This window comes from Agrobacterium sp. LAD9, assembly GCF_003031125.1.
Classification (GTDB): domain Bacteria; phylum Pseudomonadota; class Alphaproteobacteria; order Rhizobiales; family Rhizobiaceae; genus Agrobacterium; species Agrobacterium radiobacter.
This window is the reverse complement of sequence record NZ_PHGS01000022.1, coordinates 36,061-58,127: the sequence shown is the minus strand read 5'-3', so window position 1 is coordinate 58,127 and position 22,067 is coordinate 36,061. Positions and strand designations below refer to the sequence as shown.

General features: G+C 60.2%; 19 protein-coding genes and 1 riboswitch. Of the genes, 7 read left to right on the top strand and 12 right to left on the bottom strand.

Translation table 11 applies throughout. The features are described from left to right. Positions 1-6: 6 nt before the first annotated feature. From DA915_RS21090 to DA915_RS21065, 6 genes are all read left to right on the top strand, one after another. Positions 7-435 carry a hypothetical protein gene (locus DA915_RS21090; RefSeq protein WP_003509564.1) on the top strand — a complete coding sequence of 143 codons (429 nt, stop codon included), beginning with the start codon at positions 7-9 and terminating at the stop codon, positions 433-435. Positions 436-472: 37 nt separating this feature from the next. Beyond that, complete coding sequence (locus DA915_RS21085) at positions 473-1,672, top strand: YcaO-like family protein (protein WP_107677238.1); 1,200 nt, start codon at positions 473-475, stop codon at positions 1,670-1,672. After that, complete coding sequence (locus tag DA915_RS21080) at positions 1,669-2,379, top strand: TfuA-like protein (protein WP_107677213.1); 711 nt, start codon at positions 1,669-1,671, stop codon at positions 2,377-2,379. Before DA915_RS21085 ends, DA915_RS21080 begins: the two co-directional genes overlap by 4 nt. Further along, positions 2,376-3,539 carry a hypothetical protein gene (locus tag DA915_RS21075; protein ID WP_107677212.1) on the top strand — a complete coding sequence of 388 codons (1,164 nt, stop codon included), beginning with the start codon at positions 2,376-2,378 and terminating at the stop codon, positions 3,537-3,539. The genes DA915_RS21080 and DA915_RS21075 overlap by 4 nt, the downstream gene beginning before the upstream one ends. A gap of 126 nt (positions 3,540-3,665) precedes the next feature. Next, positions 3,666-4,103, top strand: coding sequence for a helix-turn-helix domain-containing protein (locus tag DA915_RS21070; RefSeq protein WP_003509569.1), 438 nt, complete (start codon positions 3,666-3,668; stop codon positions 4,101-4,103). A gap of 93 nt (positions 4,104-4,196) precedes the next feature. Beyond that, positions 4,197-4,430 carry a hypothetical protein gene (locus DA915_RS21065; RefSeq protein ID WP_003509570.1) on the top strand — a complete coding sequence of 78 codons (234 nt, stop codon included), beginning with the start codon at positions 4,197-4,199 and terminating at the stop codon, positions 4,428-4,430. A gap of 190 nt (positions 4,431-4,620) precedes the next feature. Here the strand turns inward: DA915_RS21065 and metE are convergent, their stop codons facing one another. From metE to xylF, 4 genes are all read right to left on the bottom strand, one after another. After that, the gene (gene metE, locus DA915_RS21060) at positions 4,621-6,969 is read right to left on the bottom strand and encodes a 5-methyltetrahydropteroyltriglutamate--homocysteine S-methyltransferase (RefSeq protein WP_107677237.1); all 2,349 of its coding nucleotides are present in this window, start codon (positions 6,967-6,969) and stop codon (positions 4,621-4,623) included. A 99-nt stretch (positions 6,970-7,068) separates the two neighbouring features. Continuing rightward, a riboswitch (cobalamin riboswitch) is annotated at positions 7,069-7,286 on the bottom strand. Positions 7,287-7,356: 70 nt separating this feature from the next. Continuing rightward, positions 7,357-8,139 carry an ATP-binding cassette domain-containing protein gene (locus tag DA915_RS21055; protein ID WP_020812931.1) on the bottom strand — a complete coding sequence of 261 codons (783 nt, stop codon included), beginning with the start codon at positions 8,137-8,139 and terminating at the stop codon, positions 7,357-7,359. Positions 8,140-8,157: 18 nt separating this feature from the next. Continuing rightward, positions 8,158-9,471, bottom strand: coding sequence for a sugar ABC transporter permease (locus DA915_RS21050; RefSeq protein WP_020812930.1), 1,314 nt, complete (start codon positions 9,469-9,471; stop codon positions 8,158-8,160). Positions 9,472-9,550: 79 nt separating this feature from the next. Beyond that, on the bottom strand, positions 9,551-10,591 hold the full coding sequence (gene xylF, locus DA915_RS21045) for a D-xylose ABC transporter substrate-binding protein (RefSeq protein ID WP_107677211.1): 1,041 nt from the start codon (positions 10,589-10,591) through the stop codon (positions 9,551-9,553). Positions 10,592-10,833: 242 nt separating this feature from the next. Between xylF and DA915_RS21040 the strand changes: the two genes are divergently transcribed. Beyond that, positions 10,834-12,066 carry an ROK family transcriptional regulator gene (locus DA915_RS21040; protein ID WP_192886625.1) on the top strand — a complete coding sequence of 411 codons (1,233 nt, stop codon included), beginning with the start codon at positions 10,834-10,836 and terminating at the stop codon, positions 12,064-12,066. A gap of 19 nt (positions 12,067-12,085) precedes the next feature. On the opposite strand, the gene DA915_RS21035 is transcribed toward DA915_RS21040, so the two are convergent. From DA915_RS21035 to DA915_RS21000, 8 genes are all read right to left on the bottom strand, one after another. Then, positions 12,086-13,630, bottom strand: coding sequence for a glycerol-3-phosphate dehydrogenase (locus DA915_RS21035; RefSeq protein ID WP_107677209.1), 1,545 nt, complete (start codon positions 13,628-13,630; stop codon positions 12,086-12,088). Between the two features lie 166 nt (positions 13,631-13,796). Further along, complete coding sequence (gene mce, locus DA915_RS21030; RefSeq protein ID WP_107677208.1) at positions 13,797-14,213, bottom strand: methylmalonyl-CoA epimerase; 417 nt, start codon at positions 14,211-14,213, stop codon at positions 13,797-13,799. 13 nt (positions 14,214-14,226) lie between these two features. Continuing rightward, entirely contained in the window at positions 14,227-16,368 is a 2,142-nt protein-coding gene (gene scpA, locus DA915_RS21025; protein ID WP_107677207.1) for a methylmalonyl-CoA mutase, read from the bottom strand. Positions 16,369-16,499: 131 nt separating this feature from the next. After that, positions 16,500-18,503 carry an acetyl/propionyl/methylcrotonyl-CoA carboxylase subunit alpha gene (locus tag DA915_RS21020; protein ID WP_107677206.1) on the bottom strand — a complete coding sequence of 668 codons (2,004 nt, stop codon included), beginning with the start codon at positions 18,501-18,503 and terminating at the stop codon, positions 16,500-16,502. Between the two features lie 4 nt (positions 18,504-18,507). After that, positions 18,508-18,909: a hypothetical protein gene (locus tag DA915_RS21015; protein ID WP_107677205.1), complete on the bottom strand. Its 402-nt coding sequence runs from the start codon at positions 18,907-18,909 to the stop codon at positions 18,508-18,510. Between the two features lie 39 nt (positions 18,910-18,948). Then, positions 18,949-19,326 (bottom strand): hypothetical protein, encoded by a 378-nt coding sequence (locus tag DA915_RS21010; RefSeq protein WP_003509581.1) that lies wholly within the window; start codon positions 19,324-19,326, stop codon positions 18,949-18,951. 104 nt (positions 19,327-19,430) lie between these two features. Continuing rightward, positions 19,431-20,327: a glutathione-dependent disulfide-bond oxidoreductase gene (yghU, locus tag DA915_RS21005; protein ID WP_107677236.1), complete on the bottom strand. Its 897-nt coding sequence runs from the start codon at positions 20,325-20,327 to the stop codon at positions 19,431-19,433. Positions 20,328-20,429: 102 nt separating this feature from the next. Beyond that, complete coding sequence (locus tag DA915_RS21000) at positions 20,430-21,962, bottom strand: acyl-CoA carboxylase subunit beta (protein ID WP_080864779.1); 1,533 nt, start codon at positions 21,960-21,962, stop codon at positions 20,430-20,432. Positions 21,963-22,067 lie beyond the last annotated feature (105 nt).

Genomic DNA, 22,067 nt, shown 5'->3' with positions numbered 1-22,067 from the left:
GATATTATGTCCTCGCATTTCTTCATTGTCGGAAAAAAGGGTTTCGGCGTTCTCTTCATTCGCACGGCGCCGCTGCGGGTTGCGTCCGTGTCGCATGAGACGATTGCCGCCTATGAAGCCAACCATCCCGGCGTGGATGGTTATGCCCGCGTGGCAGCGGCCGCAAAGTCCATGCTCGTTCGTCAGAACGGCCAGCCTGAAGCGGAACTGGACCAGGTTCAGATTCAGGGCATCGAAGCCCTCGTCGCCGGTGGCGCCGTGGTTTCCGAAGCCGATTTCGCCTTTATCGGCGAAGTGAGCGACGCCGGCTGGGATTTCAACCGCATGGTACAGGCGCCGATCGAAGCCGCCCTGAAGGCTGTCGGCCCGGCCGGCTCCGTCACCGGCGAGCTGTTCGACGCCATCCTTGCCGACGACGGCAACACGGCACCCTGATCGCGGTCGCGCAGCCTTGACCGGCGCCGATGCTCCCATGTCAGCGACCGCTGCTTCAAGGCAGGCAGACGCTTCATTCTTCGATCCCGGACTGCTTCGGCGGTTCGGGATTACCCGTGTCGGCGATGTCACCGGCCTCGACATCATCGGCATTCCCGTCTGGTTCGCGACCCGGCCCAATTCACGCGGGCTGTCGGTATCGCAGGGCAAGGGGCTTGTCGCGGAACAGGCCCGGCTATCCGCGATCATGGAGGCAATCGAAGGCGCGGTTGCCGAAGACACCCGCAAACATATCGCCATTTTCGGCTCCATTCAGGAGATGCGGGACAAAGGCGTTCCCCTGGTTCCTTTCGAAACCGTCGGCCGGGTCGATCCGGACACTCTCCATCCGCAAAAAGAACGCGCCTGGGTAAAGGGAACATCCATTCGCCACCAGCGGGAGGTTTTTGCCCCTTATGAACTCGTCGGCATGGATTTCCGCGTGGATTTCCCATGGGACCGGCAGGCCTTCCGCATGAGTTCTCAAGGGCTCGCGGCCGGATTCGACCATGACCATGCGGTTCTTCATGCCCTGCTCGAACTCATTGAAAATGACGCCTGCTTCCTCGTCGACACTTTCGAAACACGCGCCATCGCACCTCAACCGATCCTCATTCCGGCGGGCGTCGATCCTTCCCTTGACGGTCTTGTTCGACGCCTGTCGGATATCGGCCTGCCGCCGTCCTTCTTCGACATGACGAATGGGCTTGGCGTGCCGGTGGTGATGGCGAGCCTGCCCCGCTCTCTTCAGGCTAAGGACGGGCCGACCACCCGCAACGCCGCGGGCGCGGCCTGCCGGCTTGATATGCATGGCGCTGCGATTGCTGCGCTGCTGGAGGCGATCCAGTCGCGATTGACCGATATCAGCGGCGCGAGAGACGATCTTTCCCCTCTCCGCTACCAGCGGGATATGGTTGCGGCCGGGCCTTCGGCCTTCGGGGCACCGCCGGTGGAAAGGGTGCCGGTCAATCTCGATTTTGCCCATGGCGCCGCATCTTCGCCGCCATGGCGCCAGCTTGCGACGCACCTTTTCGCCGGCGGCATCGAGGATATCTATGTCTTTCCTTTGGAAACGGACGTATCCGGCCTGCATGTGGTGCGGGTTCTGGCAAGCGGCCTTGCCCCGGCCGGCGGCGGGCTCCAGCACATCTCGCAGCGAACCCTCGGTCACTTGCTGACTGTCGGAGGCCTCGGATGAAGCCGGTGGTTTTTGCAGGCCCGTCCATCCACGGCATCGCCGGCGAATATATGTCCGGCCTCGATCTTCGCGGTCCCGCGGCTTGCGGCGATATTTTCGATGCGGTCCGGCAAGGCATCGGGGCAATCGGGCTGATCGACGGGCTTTACGGCGATTGCGCCGCCGTCTGGCACAAGGAAATCCTCTATGCGCTGTCGAGCGGCGTCAGCGTTTTCGGCGCCGCCAGCATGGGTGCGCTCCGGGCGGCGGAATGCGCTTCCTTCGGCATGATCGGCATCGGTGAGATTTTCGAAGCCTATCGGGACGGGCAACGTTTTTCCGATGCCGATGTGGCAGTGAGCCATGCACCCGGCGAACTCGCCTACCGCCCGCTAACAGTCGCGCTGGTCGACGCCGAAGCGACGCTTGCGGCCTGCCACCATGCCCTCACCCCGGAGCAACATGACGCGCTCGCGCGTGCCGCCAGCAACGTGCATTTTACCCGCAGGACATGGCGCTCCATCGCGGCCGAAGCCGACCTCGGCTCCGCGACGGCAGATTTGCTCGCGGCCAATGCGGTTTCCGTCAAGAGAAACGATGCGACGAGGCTTCTGGCGGTGCTCTCGGGCGAGACGCTGCCATTCCCGCCGCCATCATGGAAACTGCAGAACACGATGTTTTTCCAGCAATTGGCCGCACGGCAGACGGCAGGGGACAAGACGTCTTGAACACCGTCCAGTCCACGGCACTGCCTTTGGTGCCCGATTGCGGTGGGCTGATCCGCACGATCGCGTTCGCATTGCCTGCCGCCTTTTTTGCGGACAACGGACCCGCTGACACCGTTTCTCCGCTCATTCCCATCGGAAACCTGCTTTCGGCCCTGCCTGCGGATATCGCTGCCGCTATCGTGGTCGATCGCGCCTGTGTTGCGCCCGCACAAAGCTGGCTCGACGGCCTGCCAACCCACTGCCCCACCGAGTTGATACCCCTTGCCGGAAACGACAGCGTTTCGCATCCATGGCTGCAGGATATGCTCCATGTGCGGAGAAATGATCGCGACGGATATGCCAGTGCGGAGTTTGTTTTGGCGGCGGAAAAGGCCGTCGGGGTCAGTCTGGCCGAGCATCTGGGAGCGGCAACTAGGTATTCCGATGTCGCCTTGGCGGGGGGCAATCAGCTCGTCGGCCCGGATTTTCGGCTGGTGGGCCATTCCAGCCTGCAGGATGACAGTGGGATCGGAAGAAATGCGGCCATCCCGTCGCAACGATGGCGAAAGGTTGAGGCTCTCGACGGCCGAAGCGTGTTCAGTTTCGGGTATCGGCCGGAGGATCTCGGCAATATCCCGGTCTCTCTAGATCTTTCCGCGGCAGAGACTTGTGGAGCAGAAATCGCCGGCGAAAGAATGCACCAATGCGGCTTCCACGTTGACCAGTTCGTTTCCGTCACCGGTCTGAGAAGCGGGGGCCGGCCGTTATTGCTCGTTGCCGATCCCGTCGCGCATGGCGGATGCAATGCCCGCGCCGCAGCCGATCTGAAACGAAAGCTGGACGCCTCGGCACTTTCGCTTGTGCGGCAAGGCTTTGCGATTGAACGAAATCCCATCCCGGTTTCAGCGGCCATCGATACCAACAAATGCCTGCCCAGACTTTACAACAACGTTCTTCTTGAAAATGTCACACGTTCCGGTCAGAAACGGCCATTCGTCTGGATTCCGCATTTCGGCGATAGGGAAGCGCTTGAGGAATTCGACGCGATGAATCGGAAAATTTGGGACAGATTCGGCTTTCAGGCCATCGGTGTGGCCGGATGGAGCCATCTTTCAAGCCGCAACGGTGCGTTGCGTTGCGCGACAAAAATAACAAATCGCGGCCCGGACACGCGGTTATGAACAAAAAACCGTGCTATTTTGTCAATAAAGCTTCATAATACCCGTGGAAATTGTGTTGAATGTATACCTTCAACAATATTAATTGATAATCATCGGATTTAAGAACCTCAACCGGAGGAATTTGTAATGCAGGCCAAACTACCCAGCCCGATCGACGTCCATGTCGGCGCACAGATCAGAATGCGCCGCAAGTCGCTCGGCATGAGTCAGAGTGCGCTGGCCGGGCGATTGGGCATCACCTTCCAGCAGGTCCAGAAATATGAGAAGGGCGCCAACCGCGTCGGCGCGTCCCGTCTGCAGGCCATTGCGTCGATCCTCGGCGTGGATGTCAGCTCCCTGTTCGCCAATGCCACGCCCGATGGCGACCCGGCCAATCCGGCCCTCGGCACGATCAATGCCATGCAGACCTTCGTGGCTTCGAACGAAGGCTTTTCGCTCAACCAGGCCTTTTCGCGCATCAAGAGCGCCGCCGTGCGCAGAAGCATCGTCGCCCTCGTGACATCGCTCGCGGCGACTGAAGCGGCGGAAAATGCCAGCGCGCCGGCAGACAAAAACGACAATTGACGCAGGTGTGACGCTCGCGTGACGCTCGATATGGTCGAAATGAACAACGCAACATCAAAGCGTTTTCATACTGTCGACTGTCGAGAGGGAATCATGGTGGCGTCTACCACAGCTATACTTGAACAGGACAATGCAGACGAGATTCTGGCGCTCGGGCGGATGGTTTCCTATCTTTGCCAGCGCTCGAAGGCTCTGGAACTGGGCATGTCGACCTATTTTCTGGAAATGGCATTGCTGTCGCTGGCCCAGGACATCAATCAGCAGGGTCTGCCGTCGGTAAGCACAGAAATCAATGTCAGCGCCCTGGCACAGGCCGACCTGCATTGAACGCTTTCGCAACGGCATGAACCCGCGGGAGTGAGCGTTTCCGCGCCGGCCTCCAGTCGTGAAAGCTTGGGAACATTCTTGCCTCTCCGGCTGGCTCCATCCAGCCGGAGAGTCATTTGCATATCTTCCTCCACATTTTATTGGCGCAAGCCATGAGTGAGGCCCGGTTTTTCCGGGCCTCACTTCATTATCAGGGCACCGCGCGGCGAAGCTCGATGGCAGCGGCAACCATGTTGACGAGTGCCGGCCTGACCTCTTCCCACTTGCGGGTCTTCAGGCCGCAATCCGGGTTGATCCAGAGCTGCCGGTCGTCAAGCCGCTCCCGCGCCAGCGCCAGAAGATCGACCATTTCTCCGACATCAGGCACACGCGGCGAGTGGATGTCGTAGACGCCGGGACCGATCTGGTTCGGATATTTGTAAGTCCGAAACGCATCCAGCAACTCCATCTTTGACCGCGAGGTCTCGATGGAGATCACGTCGGCATCCATCGCCGCAATGGCATCGATAATCTGGTTGAATTCGGAATAGCACATATGGGTGTGCACCTGTGTGCGGTCGTCCACGCCGCTGGAGCAAATGCGGAAGCATTCCACCGCCCAGCCGAGATAATCCTGCCAGTCCCGGTGCCGAAGCGGCAGGCCCTCACGCAGAGCCGCCTCATCGATCTGGATCATCTGCGCCCCGGCCGCCTCGAGATCGTTGACCTCGTCTCGGATGGCGAGCGCGATCTGCCGGCATGTCAGGCTTCTGGCGATATCATCGCGGACAAAGGACCAGTTGAGGATCGTCACCGGTCCGGTCAGCATGCCCTTGACAGGCTTGTCGGTAAGCGACTGGGAATATTCCCACCAGCGGACCGTCATCGGTTTCGGCCGCGACACATCACCGAAAATGATGGGCGGACGCACATAGCGCGAGCCGTAGCTCTGCACCCACGCATGCTGGGTGAAGGCGAAACCGGAAAGCTGTTCACCGAAATATTGCACCATGTCATTACGCTCGAACTCACCATGCACGAGAACGTCGAGGCCAATTTCCTCCTGCCAGCGGATCGTCGCTTCGGTTTCTTTCTGCAGGAAGCTTTCATATTGCGCATCGGTCAGAGCGCCTTTCGAATGCGCTGATCGGGCCTTGCGCACCTCCGGCGTCTGCGGGAAGGAACCGATGGTGGTCGTCGGGAAAAGCGGAAGCGTAATGGCCTGCGACTGCAGCTTCTGCCGCTCGGCAAAGGGGCTTACCCGCTTCCTGTCGGCCTCGCCAATCGTCGCGATACGCTTTTGCACGGCGGCATCCGTTACCTTCGGCGAGGATGCGCGTGCGGCAACCGCCTTCGAGGCAGCCTCCAGTTCCGGGGTTACAGCGGCCTTGTCCTCACCGAGAGCCTTGCCAAGCGTGGCAAGCTCGTCGAGCTTCTGGGTGGCGAAGGAAAGCCAGCTTTTCAGATCAGCATCGAGACCGGTTTCCAGTTCGAGATCAACCGGAACATGCAGCAGCGAGCAGGACGGCGCAATCTGAAACGCCGCCGCACCGCGTGACGCGATGATGGGTTCCAATCGGGTGACGATTGCGGCGAGATCAGCACGCCAGATGTTGCGGCCATCGATGACGCCCAGCGACAGAACGCGATTTTCCGGCAGCGCCTTCAACACCGCCTCCAACGCAGCGGGTGCCCGCACCAGATCGACATGAAGGCCGGCGACCGGCAGCGCCGCGATGGCTTCGAGATTGTCCTCAAGGCCACCGAAATAGGTGGCGAGCAGGATCTTCAAATCCGGCACGGCCTTCGACAAAGCCTGGTAGGTCACAGCCAGCGCATGGCGCTCCCCCTCGGAAAGGTCCAGCACGGCGACCGGCTCGTCGATCTGCACCCACTCCGCACCGGCCGCATGCAGGCGGCGCAGCAGCTCTTCATAAACGGGCAGCAACCGCGCCAGCAGATCAAGCGGCTTGAAGGCTGCCTCGCGCGCCTTGGCGAGCTTCAGGAACGTGACCGGGCCGAGAATGACCGGACGCGTATGGATGCCGAGCGCCTTCGCCTCAAGGAAGTGGTCGACCGGCTTTTGCGAGGTGAATTCGAAATGCTGATCCTCGGAGACCTCCGGCACCATGTAATGATAGTTGGTGTCGAACCATTTGGTCATTTCCAGCGCCGAAACGCCATGACCATGATGCGAATGCCCTTCATGCACATGGCCGCAGCCTGCATGCCCGTCGCTCTGGCTGCCGCGCGCCATGGCGAAATAGGTCGAGAGGGAAACATCTCCACCCGCCCTTCCATAGAGGGATGGAATGGCACCTACCATCACGGCCGTATCGAGGACATGATCGTAGAGGGAAAAATCATTGGAGGGGATGTGGCTAATCCCCTTCTCCTGCTGAAGCACCCAGTTTTCGGCGCGCAGCCTGGCGGCGGTTTCGAGAAGTTCCGTTTCGGAGATTTTTTTGGACCAGAAGCCTTCAAGCGCGAACTTTAATTCGCGATGACGGCCGATCCTCGGGAAACCGAGCGATGCGACTGGAATGATCTTGTTTGGCATTGTCATACCCCATTTGGTTGTGGGGGCATGGGTAAAGCGGACGCGCGCAGGCCCGGGCTTTGCCGAACCATTGCAGCAACCACCGGGACACCCCGCCCGTGGACGTTATTTTGTCCTGGCAGGTCTCCTGGCTCGCGGGTCGTCGCCTTTGCCCGTCTTCCCGGGGCTTTCACCCCAGTGACGTTGATGGACAAAGGCTCACCGCTTACAGTTGCGGGGGCAGCTCCGGTATTGCCGATCCAACGGCGCACCAGATTCCCTCTTAGCTCCGGGATTGAAATAATCAGGCCCGGAGAACCATGACACCCGCATTTCTCACTACGGGTCTCACAATGTCAATAGACATAAAGAAATCTTTATATCTTTATTTCATTCAAGAGGCGGATGTCAGGAGACGACCGCGCCCGGACCCGCCACAGCACCTGATGGCACCTTGCCGAGAATGATCATGCCGAGAACCTCGTCCTTCGTCACATCTTCCGTGCGGGCATGGCCGACCACCTTGCCGTTTTTCATCACGAAGACCCGGTCCGCCAGATCGAACACGTCGTGGATATCGTGGCTGATGAGGAAGATGCCGATGCCCTGCCGTTTCAGCTCCTTGACGAGGTCGCCGACCTGCGCCGTTTCCTGCGGCCCGAGTGCTGCCGTCGGTTCGTCCATGATGAGGATGCGAGCGTCGAACAGAATGGCGCGGGCGATGGCGACGGACTGCCGCTGGCCGCCGGACAACGCCTTCACCGGCTCCTTGAACCGCCGGAAATTGGGGTTAAGACGTCCCATCACCTCGCGGGCCGAAGCCTCCATGGCGACATCATCAAGCGTGCCCCATTTCGTCTTCAGCTCGCGTCCGAGATAAAGATTGGCCGCCGCATCGACATTATCCGCCACCGCCAGCGTCTGGTAGATGGTTTCGATGCCGTATTTCTTGGCGTCGCGGGGATTGCGGATATCCGCATCCTCGCCATTGATGAGGATTTCGCCCTCATCCCGCCGGTAGGCGCCGGACAATATCTTGATGAGCGTCGATTTGCCCGCACCATTGTGGCCGAGAAGGGCGACCACCTCACCGGGGAAAAGATCGACTGAGGCGTTTTCCACCGCATGGATACCGCCGAAGGAAATGGAAATATTGCGCATTTCCACGAGGGGCGTGACTTGTTCCGTCATTGGGATTCTCCTCGGTTCTTACTTGGCGCGGGCGCGGTAGATGGTGTCGAGCCAGACGGCGACGACCAGAACCACACCAACGACGATGCGCTGGAAAGGCGTATCGATGCCCACGAGCACCATGCCGGATTGCAGCGATTGCATGACGAGCGCGCCGAGCATCGCGCCCGCTATGGTGCCGACGCCGCCGGCGAGCGAGGTGCCACCGATGACCGCCGCCGCGATCGTATAAAGTTCGTCCAGTTCACCCTGGGCGTTGGTTGCCGCATTGAGACGGGCAGTCGAGATTGCCGCCGCGATGGCGCACAGAACACCCATCAGCGTGAATATCTTCACCGTGACCCAGCGGGTCTTGATGCCGGCGAGTTCGGCTGCTTCCGGGTTGCCGCCGATGGCGAATACATAACGTCCGAAGCGCAGCCGCGTGGCGATGAAGGTCATCACTGCACCAACGGCGAGCGCTATCAGCACCGGAATGGCAATGCCGTGCGGAATGAACAGACCGCCGTCCGGCCAGGTGATGCCATTGGCATCGGCATAATTGCGGGCGATGTTGATCGGCCAGGGATAGCTGTTGACGACAGCCACAAAACCGATGACGACGAAGCAGCCGAGTGCCACCAGGAAATATTCCGCCCAGACCGGCCGCAGTGGAAAGCCGAAACGGCGGCGCTGGTGACGGGAATTGAGGATTGCCGCGACGATGGCGACGCAGGCAACGATAGCGGCGATCCAGCTCCATGTCGCGCCGATCGAGCCGCTGGTGCCGCCGCCCATCAGGCGGAAGGTGGAATCCATAGGCGCCACGGTGCGACCGCTGGTGACGAACCAGGTGCCGCCGCGCCAGACCAGCAGACCGCCGAGCGTGACGATGAACGACGGCACGTTGAGGAATGCGATGATCGAGCCCTGCAGCATGCCGATGGCGCCGCCGACGAGAATGCCGACCAGAAGCGTGACGATCCATGTCGCCCAATGTTCGAAGCCGAGTATCTGCGGCAGGATCTCCGCTTGCGTGACACCCATGATCATGCCGGAAAAACCGAGGATCGACCCGACCGACAGGTCGATATTGCGGGTAACGATGACGAGCACCATACCGGTCGCCATGACAGCCACGGACGCGGTCTGCACGGAAAGGTTCCAGAGGTTTCGCGGCGTCAGGAACAGGCCGCCGGACAGGATATGAAATCCGATCCAGATCAGAAGAAGCGCGCCGACCATGCCGAGCAGGCGGGTATCAAGCTCCGTTGCGCTGATGAAGCGCGCTATGGAGCCTGTCTTTTCCGTCTTGGCGGACGCTGGGGAATTGGATTGGGTCATATCGGCCATGAACTGCCGGTGCTCCTCACATCTTAAAAGGCGCTGCGCCATGAACCATGGCGCAGCGCCCGAACCGGGACATAGTCGATCAGTTGCAGGCCTTGACGGGTCCGGCCTTCACACCCTGGCAGGCCGTTTCCTTCTTGATCCAGCCGGCATCGATCACGACGTTCAGATTGTCCTTGGTGATGGCGATCGGCTTGAGGAAGACCGACTGCATCGTGACCTTCTTCGGGCCGCCGTCAAAGGCGGTGACGCCCTTGATTTCCGTCATCTTCTTGCCACCAGCAAGCGCGAGCGCAATACCGGCCGCTTCCTTGCCGAGTTCACGGCTGTCCTTCCAGACGGAGACCGTCTGCGTGCCGAGTGCGACGCGGTTAAGCGCGGCGAAGTCTGCATCCTGACCGGAAACGGGAACCGAACCCGCCATGCCCTGCGCGGCAAGAGCGGCGATTGCGCCACCGGCCGTGCCGTCGTTCGACGCGACGACAGCATCGACCTTGTTGTTATTCTTGGTCAGGAACTGTTCCATGTTCTTCTGGGCATTTTCCGGCTTCCAGCCATCGGTATAGGCTTCGCCGACATTCTTGATCTTGCCCCCGTCGATGGCGGCCTTCAGCACTTCCTGCTGGCCGGCGAACAGGAAGTCCGCATTCGGATCGGAAGACGAGCCCTTGATGAAGACGTAGTTGCCTTCCGGCTTCACCTTGAAGACTTCGGCAGCCTGAAGACGACCGACTTCCTTGTTGTCGAAGGTAATGTAGAAGGCGTTCTTGTTTTCGATCAGGCGGTCGTAACCAACGACCGGAATACCCTCGGCAACGGCCTTTTCAACGGCCGGGCCAATCGCGTCGCTGTCCTGCGCCAGGATGATCAGCGCGTTGGCGCCCTGGGAAATCAGCGATTCCACGTCGGTCAGCTGCTTTGCGGCGGATGATTGCGCATCGGCGGAGATGTATTTCGCGCCGGCCTTGTCGAGCGCTGCCTTAATGGCCGCCTCATCCGTCTTCCAGCGTTCTTCCTGGAAATTCGACCAGGAAACGCCAACGACGAGATCAGCAGCAATAGCGGCAGTATGAAGGGAAACGAGTACGGCCGTACCCGCCAAAAGCTTGGCAAAAGAATTCATGATGTCCTCCCGGTAAGGGCGAAGCCTGCACCTCCATGCAGGAAAAACGCCCGGAAAAAGCTGTCGGTCTCTGTGGTTTCACAATTTTCTCGACAGTCGAGAAAATTAATGTCAGAGATTCCCCATGCTGTCAACAACGGCTGCGGGCAGCATCCGGGTGCCTTGATCTTGCTTCTGGCATGCGCCATCAGAGGGGATCAGCACGACAGGAAAAAAGCCGTTCAGGGAGCATGCCCCAGCCCATGTCCGCCATTGCAAGTACGGAACTGGTGCGCCAGAAAAACAGCCTGTCGGTGATGGCGGCACTGCGTCTGCACGGCAGTCTTTCCCATACCGACATGTCGACTTTCACCGGGCTTGCCTCCGCAACCGTTTCCGCCATCACCATGGAACTCGAACGTGCGGGGCTCATTCTCAGGAAAGAGCAGCTTGCCACGGCCGGCCGCGGGCGGCCTCGTATCCTCTTCGGGCCTGATAGTGCCTTCTGCCATGTCGCCATCGTCATCATCTCCTCGGACAGCGTGCAATATTCGCTGGTCGATTATGCCGGAAAGCTGGTGGACCGCTTTACCGAGCAGAGGATCACGGCTGAAAAAGGCTCGTTCGGAGGTTCGATATTGGCGGGCCTTGCGAGACTTGCGGACCGCTCGCGCATCAACCGCCACGACATTCTTCAGGTCTCGATCAGCAGCAAGGGGCTTGTGGATGCGGCAGCGGCAGTGCTCGTCTGGTCGCCGGTGCTCGGCAACGAAAAGATAGATTTCCAGCAGCTTATTTCGCAAGACGGCCGCACCCGCGTGACGCTGAACAACGAGACGCTGCTGGCCGCAAAAGCAATCTGGATGCGGGAGCACGCAAAGGAAACCCTGGCACCGGACGCGCTCGTTACCCTGTCGCTCGGCCACAGCATCGGCCTTGGCATCGCCCGTGCAACGGGTGGCGCAATTGAGGTCAGCGCCCCTAATTTCGGCCATATGCTGCATCTGGCCGATGGTGCGCTGTGCCGTTGCGGCACCAGGGGCTGTATCGAGGCCTATTCCGGCTTCTACGCCATCCTGCGGTCGGCTTTCGAGGCACCACCGCAGGCGGAACCGGCAAAATTCGTGCCGATCGCCGAGGTGGACAAGATCGCCGCTTCGGCTCGCGCCGGGGGCCGAATGGCGCGGTTTGCCTTCCGCACCGCCGGGCTGGCGCTCGGCAACGGCCTTTCACGCCTCTTCAGCTTGCACGGCCATATGCCGGTTTTCATCACCGGCCCCGGCACCCGTTATTTCGACCTTCTGGAAAGCGGCCTGCGCGATGGACTTGCACAGTCACAGGCAGTGCGTTTCGGCGGCATGCCAAAAATCGCAATCGCTCCCCACGAGCCGGAACTGGTGTTCGAAGGACATATGGAACACGCCCTTTCCGCTGCCGACGACTACATCTTGAGTGCCGACGGCCCCGAGAGGCCGCCGAGGAGTTCGGGGAATTGACCTAAAACCTGGCGGAAGCTCAGGCTCGCTCCGCCACGGCTTCGGTCTTTTCCTTGCCGCCTGTCAGCATGGCCACGAATTCATCGAGACCGGCGGCCTCGTCCTTGCTCAGGCGCAGGCCCTGCTTCGTGCGGCGCCAGAGAATATCCTCGGCCGCAAAGGCCCATTCGTGCTCCACCAGCCAGCGCACTTCGCATTCGTAAAGCGTGCCGCCAAAATGCCGGCCGAGGCTGGACACGTCGGTGGCGCTGCCCAACAGTTCTGCAGCCTTCGTGCCGTAGTTTCTGACAAGCCGCTCGGCATGGCGTCCATCAAGGAAAGGATATCGGGAGACGAGCGCCCGAACCTGCACCTCATATCTCTCCGCGCCGAAATCGCCGCCCGGCAGGTGAGAGCCCGCCGTCCACGGCTTGCCCTTTTCGCCGATCGCCGCGCCGATCTTTTCCAGCGCATGTTCCGCCAGCCGCCGATAGGTGGTGAGCTTGCCGCCGAAAATATTGAGGAGCGGCGCTTCGCCATCGGCCTGTTCGACCTTCAGCACGTAATCGCGGGTGGCTTCCTGCGCTTTCGAAGCACCATCATCAAAGAGCGGCCGCACGCCGGAATAGGTCCAGACGATGTCTTCCGGCCGAACCGGCTCGCTGAAATAGTCGCTCGCCGCGTTGCAGAGATAGGAAATCTCTTCCTCGGAAATGCGAACCTTGGCCGGATCGCCCTTGTAATCGCGGTCCGTTGTGCCGATCAGCGTGAAATCCCGCTCATAGGGAATGGCGAAGATGATGCGGTTATCAGGGTTCTGGAAGAAGTAAGCGCGCGGATCGGAAAACTTCTTGCGCACGATGATGTGGCTGCCCTGCACGAGCCGGACATTGTGAACATCCTTGCGCCCGAAGACGCCGGAAAGCACGGTATCCACCCAGGGACCGGCAGCGTTGACCAGCATGCGCGCTTTATGCGTGGCCGAACGACCGGTTTTTTCGTCCAGCGTCTCGATGAGCCACAGCCCGCCTTCGCGCCGTGCGGAAACGACCCGCGTGCGGTTCATGATCGTCGCGCCGCGATCCGCCGCATCGCGCGCGTTGAGAACCACGAAACGGGCATCATCCACCCAGCCGTCGGAATATTCGAAAGCCCTGGCAAAAGCCGGCTTCAGAGGCTTGCCCGCCGGGTCCTTGCGAAGATCGAGCGTACGGGTCGCCGGCAAAAGTTTGCGGCCGCCGAGATTGTCATAAAGAAACAGACCGAGCCGGACCATCCAGGCCGGGCGTACTCCGCCCTTCTGAATGGGCAGAACGAAACGCATGGGCCAGATGACATGCGGCGCCATGGCCCATAGGATCTCGCGTTCCATCAGCGCTTCGCGCACCAAACGAAACTCGTAATGTTCGAGATAACGCAAGCCGCCATGAATGAGTTTGGTGGCCGCCGAAGACGTGCCGGAGGCAAAATCGCCCTTTTCCGCAAGCGCCACGGAATAACCCCTGCCCACGGCATCGCGGGCAATGCCGCAGCCATTGACGCCGCCGCCGATGACAAAAAGATCAAAAATATTTTCGCCGGACATGAAGCCTCCGCGACAATGCAGGGGAGAAACCCCTTATGGAAAGACAATTATATAAAAACGAAAACAAAACGAATGTCAAAAGAAAACAAACGAACCATACGAACGCAAATGAAAGCGCCGCCATGAGCAGCGCTTCACAACGTCAGCCTCCTAGGAGATTTATGTTTCAGCCGTATGTCTGAGAAACCTGCTCAAGCTCATAGAGCACGCCGCCCATATCCTTCGGGTGCAGGAAAAGAACAGGATTGCCATGAGCGCCGATCTTCGGCTTGCCATCGCCCAGAATTCGAACGCCCTTCTTGATGAGATCATCACGAGCGGCGTCAATATCCGGCACCTCAAAACAGAGATGGTGCGTCCCGCCGCCCGGATTTCTTTCGAGAAAGGCGGCAATCGGCGAATTTTCTCCGAGGGGGTGAAGGAGTTCGATCTTGGTATTCTCAGCCTGAATGAAAACCACCGTCACGCCGTGTTCAGGCAGGGATTGCGGCTCGGAGACATCTGCGCCAAGCGCCCTGTATCGGGCAATGGCGGCTTCGAGATCGGGCACCGCGATGGCGACGTGATTCAATCTTCCGAACATGGTCGTCTTCCCCTCACACGTTCCGCCTGACGCCTTCGAGCAGGTCGAGAACCTTGTTGGCCGCGTCCATGACATTGGTGCCGGGTCCGAAGATCGCCGAAACGCCGTGATCGAGCAGGAACTGATAGTCCTGCCGCGGGATGACGCCGCCGACCACGACGATGATGTCTTCCGCACCCTTCTGTTTCAGCGCCTCGACCAGCTGCGGCGCAAGCGTCTTGTGCCCGGCGGCGAGCGACGACATGCCGACCACATGAACCCTGTTCCGCACGGCGAGATCCGCCGCTTCAACGGGAGTCTGGAACAAGGGGCCGGCCAGCACATCAAAACCGATATCGCCAAAGGCTGAAGCAATGACCTTCGCGCCTCGATCATGCCCATCCTGCCCGAGCTTGGCGACCATGATGCGCGGTTTGGTGCCGATCCGTTCGGCAACACCGGAGAGGCGGGCGGCGAGCGTGGCGAGTTCCGGCTCATCCTTATAGGCCTCGCCGTAGATATCACTCACCACCTCCGGCACGGCGGCATGGTCACCGAAGACCGCACGCAGTGCATCGGAAATCTCTCCCACTGTGGCGCGGGCGCGGGCGGCGACAACCGCAGCTTCGAGAATATTGCCCTTGCCGCTGCGGGCGATCTCGGAAAGTGCTGCCAAGGCGGAGGTCACGTCCTTGCCATCGCGGCGACGGCGCGTCTCCTCAATGCGGCGGATCTGCGCGGCGCGAACGGCGGCATTGTCGATATCGAGAACATCGATATCTTCCTCGTTTTCGAGACGGTAACGGTTGACGCCGACGATGACCTCCTCGCCCTTGTCCACCGCCGCCTGGCGGCGCGTTGCCGCCTCTTCGATCAGCCGTTTCGGCAGGCCTTCCGCCACCGCCCTGGTCATGCCGCCAAGCGCCTCCACCTCCTCGATCAATGCCCAGGCTTTCTCAGCCAGTTCATCGGTCAGGCTCTCGACATAATAGGAACCGGCCAGGGGATCGACAACCTTGGTAACGCCTGTTTCATGCTGGAGGATAAGCTGGGTATTGCGGGCGATGCGGGCGGAAAACTCTGTCGGCAGGGCAATCGCCTCATCGAAGGAATTGGTGTGTAGCGACTGCGTGCCGCCAAGCACGGCGGACATGGCCTCAAACGCGGTGCGGACGATGTTGTTATAGGGGTCCTGCTCCTGCAGCGAGACGCCAGAAGTCTGGCAATGGGTGCGTAGCATCAGCGACGAGGCCTTCTGCGGTTTGAATTCCTCCATGATGCGTGACCAGAGCAGGCGCGCAGCGCGCAGCTTCGCCGCCTCCATGAAGAAATTCATGCCGATGGCGAAAAAGAACGACAGGCGGCCGGCGAAATCATCGACATTCAGCCCCTTGGCCAAAGCAGCCCGCACATATTCGCGCCCATCCGCCAGCGTGAAGGCAAGCTCCTGTACCAGCGTCGCGCCCGCCTCCTGCATGTGGTAACCGGAAATGGAGATGGAGTTGAATTTCGGCATCTCCTTCGCCGTATATTCGATGATGTCGGCAATGATCCGCATCGAGGGTTCGGGCGGATAGATATAGGTGTTGCGGACCATGAACTCCTTGAGGATGTCGTTCTGGATGGTGCCGGAAAGGGCGGCGCGGGGAACGCCCTGTTCTTCGCCCGCCACGATGAAACTGGCGAGCACGGGAATGACCGCGCCGTTCATGGTCATGGACACCGAGACTTTTTCGAGCGGGATGCCGTCGAACAGGATTTTCATGTCCTCGACGCTGTCGATCGCCACACCAGCCTTACCGACATCGCCCTCCACGCGCGGGTGATCGCTGTCATAGCCGCGATGGGTGGCGAGGTCGAAAGCCACGGAAACACCCTGCTGGCCGGCGGCGAGCGCCTTGCGGTAAAAGGCATTCGAGGCTTCGGCCGTGGAAAAACCGGCATATTGGCGGATGGTCCAGGGCCGCCCGGCATACATGGTGGCGCGCGGGCCGCGCGTGAAAGGCGCAAAGCCCGGCAGGCTATCAAGATGAGAAATCTTCTGCAGATCGTCAGCCGTATAGAGCGGCTTGACCTCGATGCCCTCCGGCGTGTGCCAGACGAGTGTGTCCGGTGAGCGCTTCAGCTCCTTTTCGGCAAGCTGCAGCCAATCCCGCACCTTTTTTTCACCCGACATGCATCTCTCCCCTTCTGCATTTCATTCTAGCACTGTGGCCGGTGATCGTGACGAAAATCGAACGGCCGCCCGCAGGCCCGACCCCGTAAACCGCTCCGGCCCGCATCCGTTCCGGAAAACGGCAGCGGCTATCACTCGAATTCGAGAATGACTTCGTCCACCGCGAGGCTGTCGCCCGGTTTTGCCGCCACCCTGGCAACGCGACCGCGTTTTTCCGCGCGCAGGATGTTTTCCATCTTCATGGCCTCCACCGTCGCCAGCGCCTGCCCGGCCTCCACCTCGTCGCCTTCGCCCACCGAAATACCGGTGATGACACCAGGCATGGGGCAGAGCAGCAGTTTCGATGTATCCGGCGGCAGTTTTTCCGGCATCAGCAGCGCCAGCTCCGCCACGCGCGGGCTGCGCACACGGGCGAGAATATCCATGCCGCCCCAGCGCAGGCGAACCGCCGCGCCGGCAAGATCAACCTTGGCGGCGATAACTTCGCCCGCCACCGTGAACAGACCCAGACTCTGGCCCGGAAGCCAGCCGGTATCGATGGCCAAAGCCGCCCCGTCCTCAAAGCGGACCACCGTGCCATCCGGACCGGTTTCAACGCTGACCCTTTGGTGCAATGCGCCAAATGAAACCACCCAGTCATGGCCGACGATGCGGCGGTGATTACCGATAGTGCCGGAAATTTCGACCGCGCGGTTCTGTACGCGCTGGTTGATGATGGCGGCGATGGTGAAAAGCTTGCGCGCCGCGGCTTCATCCGGCTCGACGCCGGAAAACCCTTCCGGAAATTCTTCCGCGATAAAGCCCGTCGTGAGCCTTCCGGCCCGGAACCGCTCATGCTGCATGACGGCCGACAGGAAGGGCAGGTTGTGGCCGATGCCCTCCACCTCGAAACGGTCCAGCGCCTGCCCCATGGCGTCGATGGCCGTTTCGCGATCCTGGCCCCAGCTGCACAGCTTGGCGATCATCGGATCGTAATACATCGAGATTTCGCCGCCTTCGAAGACGCCGGTATCGTTGCGGATGACCGTTCCGTTCTCCTGCGCACCTTTCCGCGGTGGTCGATAGCGCGTCAGCCGGCCAATGGAAGGCAGGAAGTTGCGATAGGGGTCTTCGGCATAAAGCCGGCTTTCAATCGCCCAGCCGTTCAGTTTCACATCCGCCTGTGCGAAGGAAAGCTTTTCACCTGATGCCACACGGATCATCTGCTCGACCAGATCGATGCCGGTAACAAGCTCCGTCACCGGATGTTCCACCTGCAGGCGGGTGTTCATTTCCAGAAAATAGAAATTCCTCTCGCCATCGACGATGAATTCCACCGTGCCGGCCGAATGGTAACCGACCGCCCTTGCCAGCGCCACGGCCTGTTCGCCCATGGCCTTGCGGGTCGCTTCATCCAGAAAGGGCGACGGCGCTTCCTCGATGACCTTCTGGTTGCGGCGCTGGATCGAGCATTCGCGCTCACCGAGATAGAGGATGTTGCCGTGCTTGTCGCCCAGCACCTGAATTTCGATGTGGCGCGGCTGAGTGACGAATTTCTCGATGAAGATGCGGTCGTCACCAAAGGAGGATTTCGCCTCGTTTTTCGAGGACTGAAACCCCTCGCGCGCCTCGGTATCGTTGAAGGCGATGCGCATGCCCTTGCCGCCGCCGCCGGCGGACGCCTTGATCATGACCGGATAACCGATCTGGGAGGCGATCCTTACCGCCTCATCCGCATCCTCGATCAGCCCCATATGGCCGGGAACGGTGGAAACGCCCGCTTTTGCGGCCAGTTTCTTCGAGGTGATCTTGTCGCCCATGGCCTTGATGGCGCCAACAGGCGGGCCGATGAAGGCGACACCCGCCTTTTCCAGAGCCTCGGCGAAGGCAGCATTTTCCGACAGGAAGCCGTAACCGGGATGGACAGCATCTGCCCCGGTCTTCGCGATCGCCTCGAGAATCCTGTCGATGACGATATAGGACTGCGACGAAGGAGCCGGGCCGATATGAACGGCTTCATCCGCTTGTCTCACATGCAGCGCATTGGCATCCGCATCCGAATAGACCGCAACGGTGGCGATGCCCATCTTCTTCGCGGTCTTGATCACACGGCAGGCGATCTCGCCACGATTGGCGATGAGGATTTTCTTGATCATGCGGTTATTCTCCCCTCGCATCGTCATCATCGTCGCGGAATTTCTTTTCATAGGGCATCATCAGGATCGCCGAGGCGGTGGCCGCCGCGCCGAACAGGGACGCGATGGGCACGACCACCAGCAATACCGGCACAACCGGATTTGCGGCGCGGCCGATGCGCGCGCCCAAACCGCCAATGTCGAGAAAAATCAGCGCTGCACCGACGCAGACGCCGATCAGCACGCCGACCGCCGCATTGAACGCCATGAAACGCAGCATCTGCCGGTGATCGAGCCGGGCAGCTTCCGGCGTCATCTTTGGCTTTGGATCACGACTGCCCGATGCTCTGCCCGCGTTACCGCCGCGACGTTGCCTCACCCAGCGTCGCAGCCATTGCAGGTCCATATGGAGTACGTCGACAATCATGTTCCTCCTCCCCCTCAGGAAAAATGCCGTCGCCTGCCCTCAGATCTCGAAAAAATTCTCGAATGATTCCGGGAAATTCTGCCGGGCAACGCGCTCATCGATGACCAGCATCGCCTGATAGGAAAGCGGATCGAAATTCTTTTCCGCAGGTATGACCTCACGGCCGAAAAGCAGGTTGAGGCGGGCGGCGTCGAGATTGCCGCGCTCAAAGGGCTCGGCGCCGAAATGGTGCCAGAGCGAGTGCAGGAAGGCGGCATCGATGCGATGCTCCTTGGTGTCGTTGCGCGCCCGGCGGGGTATCATCTTGATCGGTGTTACCCCTTTGGGGTTGGCGCGACGGATGGTGAACTGGACGCCCGTGCTCGGCATGCCGGAGGGAAATCCCTTGTGTTTGGTCATTTCGGGCAGGTTCGCCATCTTTAGTCCTTCCAGAACATTTCCAGTAAAAGCGGAATCGCTTTTACGTCCGGAAATGCGTCAATTCAAATAGTTAGAGCGCTTTTAGCGCTCTAATCTTTTCTTTATGCCTTGCCGATCCTGTCCTCAGTCTTCGTTTCGAAGTCGGAGGCATCGTGGCGTTCATGCAATTGTTCGGACGGATCGCCCGAGGTTTTGTTGACGATCACACCGCGCTTGACCGCCGGGCGCTCGCCGATTTCGAGCGTCCAGCGCATGACGTTCTTATAGCTGTCCGTTTCAAGGAACGCACCGGCATCGCCATAGGCCTGACCGAGCGCGATCTTGCCATACCACGGCCAGACGGCCATATCGGCGATCGTATATTCCGAACCGGCGAGATAACGGTTGTCGGCGAGGTGCCGGTCCAGCACGTCGAGCTGGCGTTTGACCTCCATGGCGTAACGGTCGATCGCATATTTGATCTTCACCGGCGCATAGGCGTAAAAATGGCCGAAACCGCCGCCGAGGAAGGGGGCGGAGCCCATCTGCCAGAACAGCCAGTTCAGCGCCTGCGTGCGGGCATTGCCCTCCTTCGGCAGGAAGGCGCCGAATTTTTCCGCGAGATAAACGAGAATGGAGCCGCTTTCGAAAACACGCGTCGGCTCAGGGGTCGAATGATCCATCAGCGCCGGGATCTTGGAATTCGGATTGACGCCGACGAAACCGGAACCGAACTGGTCGCCTTCGCCGATCTTGATCAGCCACGCATCATAATCTGCGCCCTTGTGGCCGGCAGCCAGCAATTCTTCCAGCATGATGGTGACCTTCTGGCCGTTCGGCGTCGCCAGCGAATAAAGCTGCAGCGGGTGCTTGCCGACGGGCAGTTTCTTCTCATGGGTGGGACCGGCGATCGGACGGTTGATATTGGCGAACTGGCCGCCATTGCCCTTATCCCAGGTCCAGACCTTGGGCACTTCATATCCGGCGGGGAAATTATCTGCGGAGGAATTTTCGGCCATGAAAAACTGTCCTTGTGCGTTTCGGGAGGACATCCGGAAATCCGGGCGCCTGAACATCCATATAGTAAGGTGGCCGAAGCATTTTTCCAGCCCTGCAGCAAATCAGAGCGGAATGGTGTCGTGTTTCTTCCAGCGGGTTTCGACGCTCTTGTTGCGCAGCGACGCGAAGGCGCGGGCGATGCGGCGGCGTGAGGAATGCGGCATGATGACCTCATCGATGAAACCGCGTTCCGCCGCCACGAAGGGATTGGCGAAACGCTCCTCATATTCTTTCGTGCGCGCGGCGATCTTCTCGGGATCGGCAAGCTCGGAACGATAGAGGATTTCGGCCGCTCCTTTTGCTCCCATCACGGCGATTTCCGCCGTCGGCCAGGCGTAGTTCACATCCGCGCCGATATGTTTGGATGCCATCACGTCATAAGCGCCGCCATAGGCCTTGCGGGTGATCAGCGTCACCATCGGCACCGTCGCTTCCGAATAGGCGAAGAGAAGTTTAGCCCCGTGCTTGATGACGCCGCCATATTCCTGCGCCGTTCCCGGCAGGAAACCCGGCACATCCACCAGCGTCAGCAGCGGAATGTTGAAGGCATCGCAGAAGCGCACGAAACGGGCGGCCTTGCGCGAGGCGTCGATATCGAGGCAGCCGGCCAGCACCATCGGCTGGTTGGCGACAACCCCCACCGTCTGGCCTTCGAGGCGGATGAAGCCGGTGATAATGTTGCGGGCAAAGGCTTCCTGCAGTTCGAAGAAGTCTCCCTCATCGGCCAGCGCGTGGATCAGTTCCTTCATGTCGTAGGGTTTGTTGGAGCTGTCGGGGATCAGCGTATCGAGACGTGCTTCCAGCCGCGCCGGATCGTCATGAAACGGCCGGACAGGCGGTTTTTCGCGATTGTTGAGCGGCAGGAAATCGAACAGCAGCCGCACATGTTCCAGCGTCTCGATGTCGTTTTCATAAGCACCGTCAGCGACGGAGGATTTTCTCGTATGGGTGGAGGCACCGCCAAGCTCTTCCGCTGTGACGATCTCGTTCGTCACGGTCTTCACCACATCCGGCCCGGTCACGAACATGTAGGAGGTATCGCGCACCATGAAGATGAAATCGGTCATGGCCGGCGAATAGACCGCACCGCCCGCACAAGGCCCCATGATGACCGATATCTGCGGCACGACGCCGGAGGCGACGACATTGCGCTTGAACACATCGGCATAACCGCCGAGCGAGGCCACGCCCTCCTGGATACGCGCACCGCCGGAATCGTTCAGCCCGATCACCGGCGCACCATTGCGCACCGCCATATCCATGATCTTGCAGATCTTCTGCGCATGGGTTTCCGACAGCGAACCGCCGAGCACGGTGAAATCCTGCGAGAAAACATAGACCTGCCGGCCATTGATGGTGCCCCAGCCGGTGACGACGCCGTCACCTGCAATCTTCTGGCCCGCCATGCCGAAATCCACCGCCCGGTGGGTGACGTACATGTCGTATTCTTCGAAGGAACCTTCATCCAAGAGCACGTCGATACGCTCGCGCGCCGTCAGCTTGCCTTTGGCGTGCTGCGCCTCAATGCGCTTGACGCCGCCGCCGAGCCGCGCCTCTTCCCGCCGCGTTTCCAATTGCTCCAGAATGCCGGGCATGTTTCCTCCATGCGTTGTCATTACGATCCATAACCCAGAAAATAGTCTGCCAGAAGCCTTGATCGTGCGCGTATGCGTGCCATAAATATTTGCAATATTTAATTT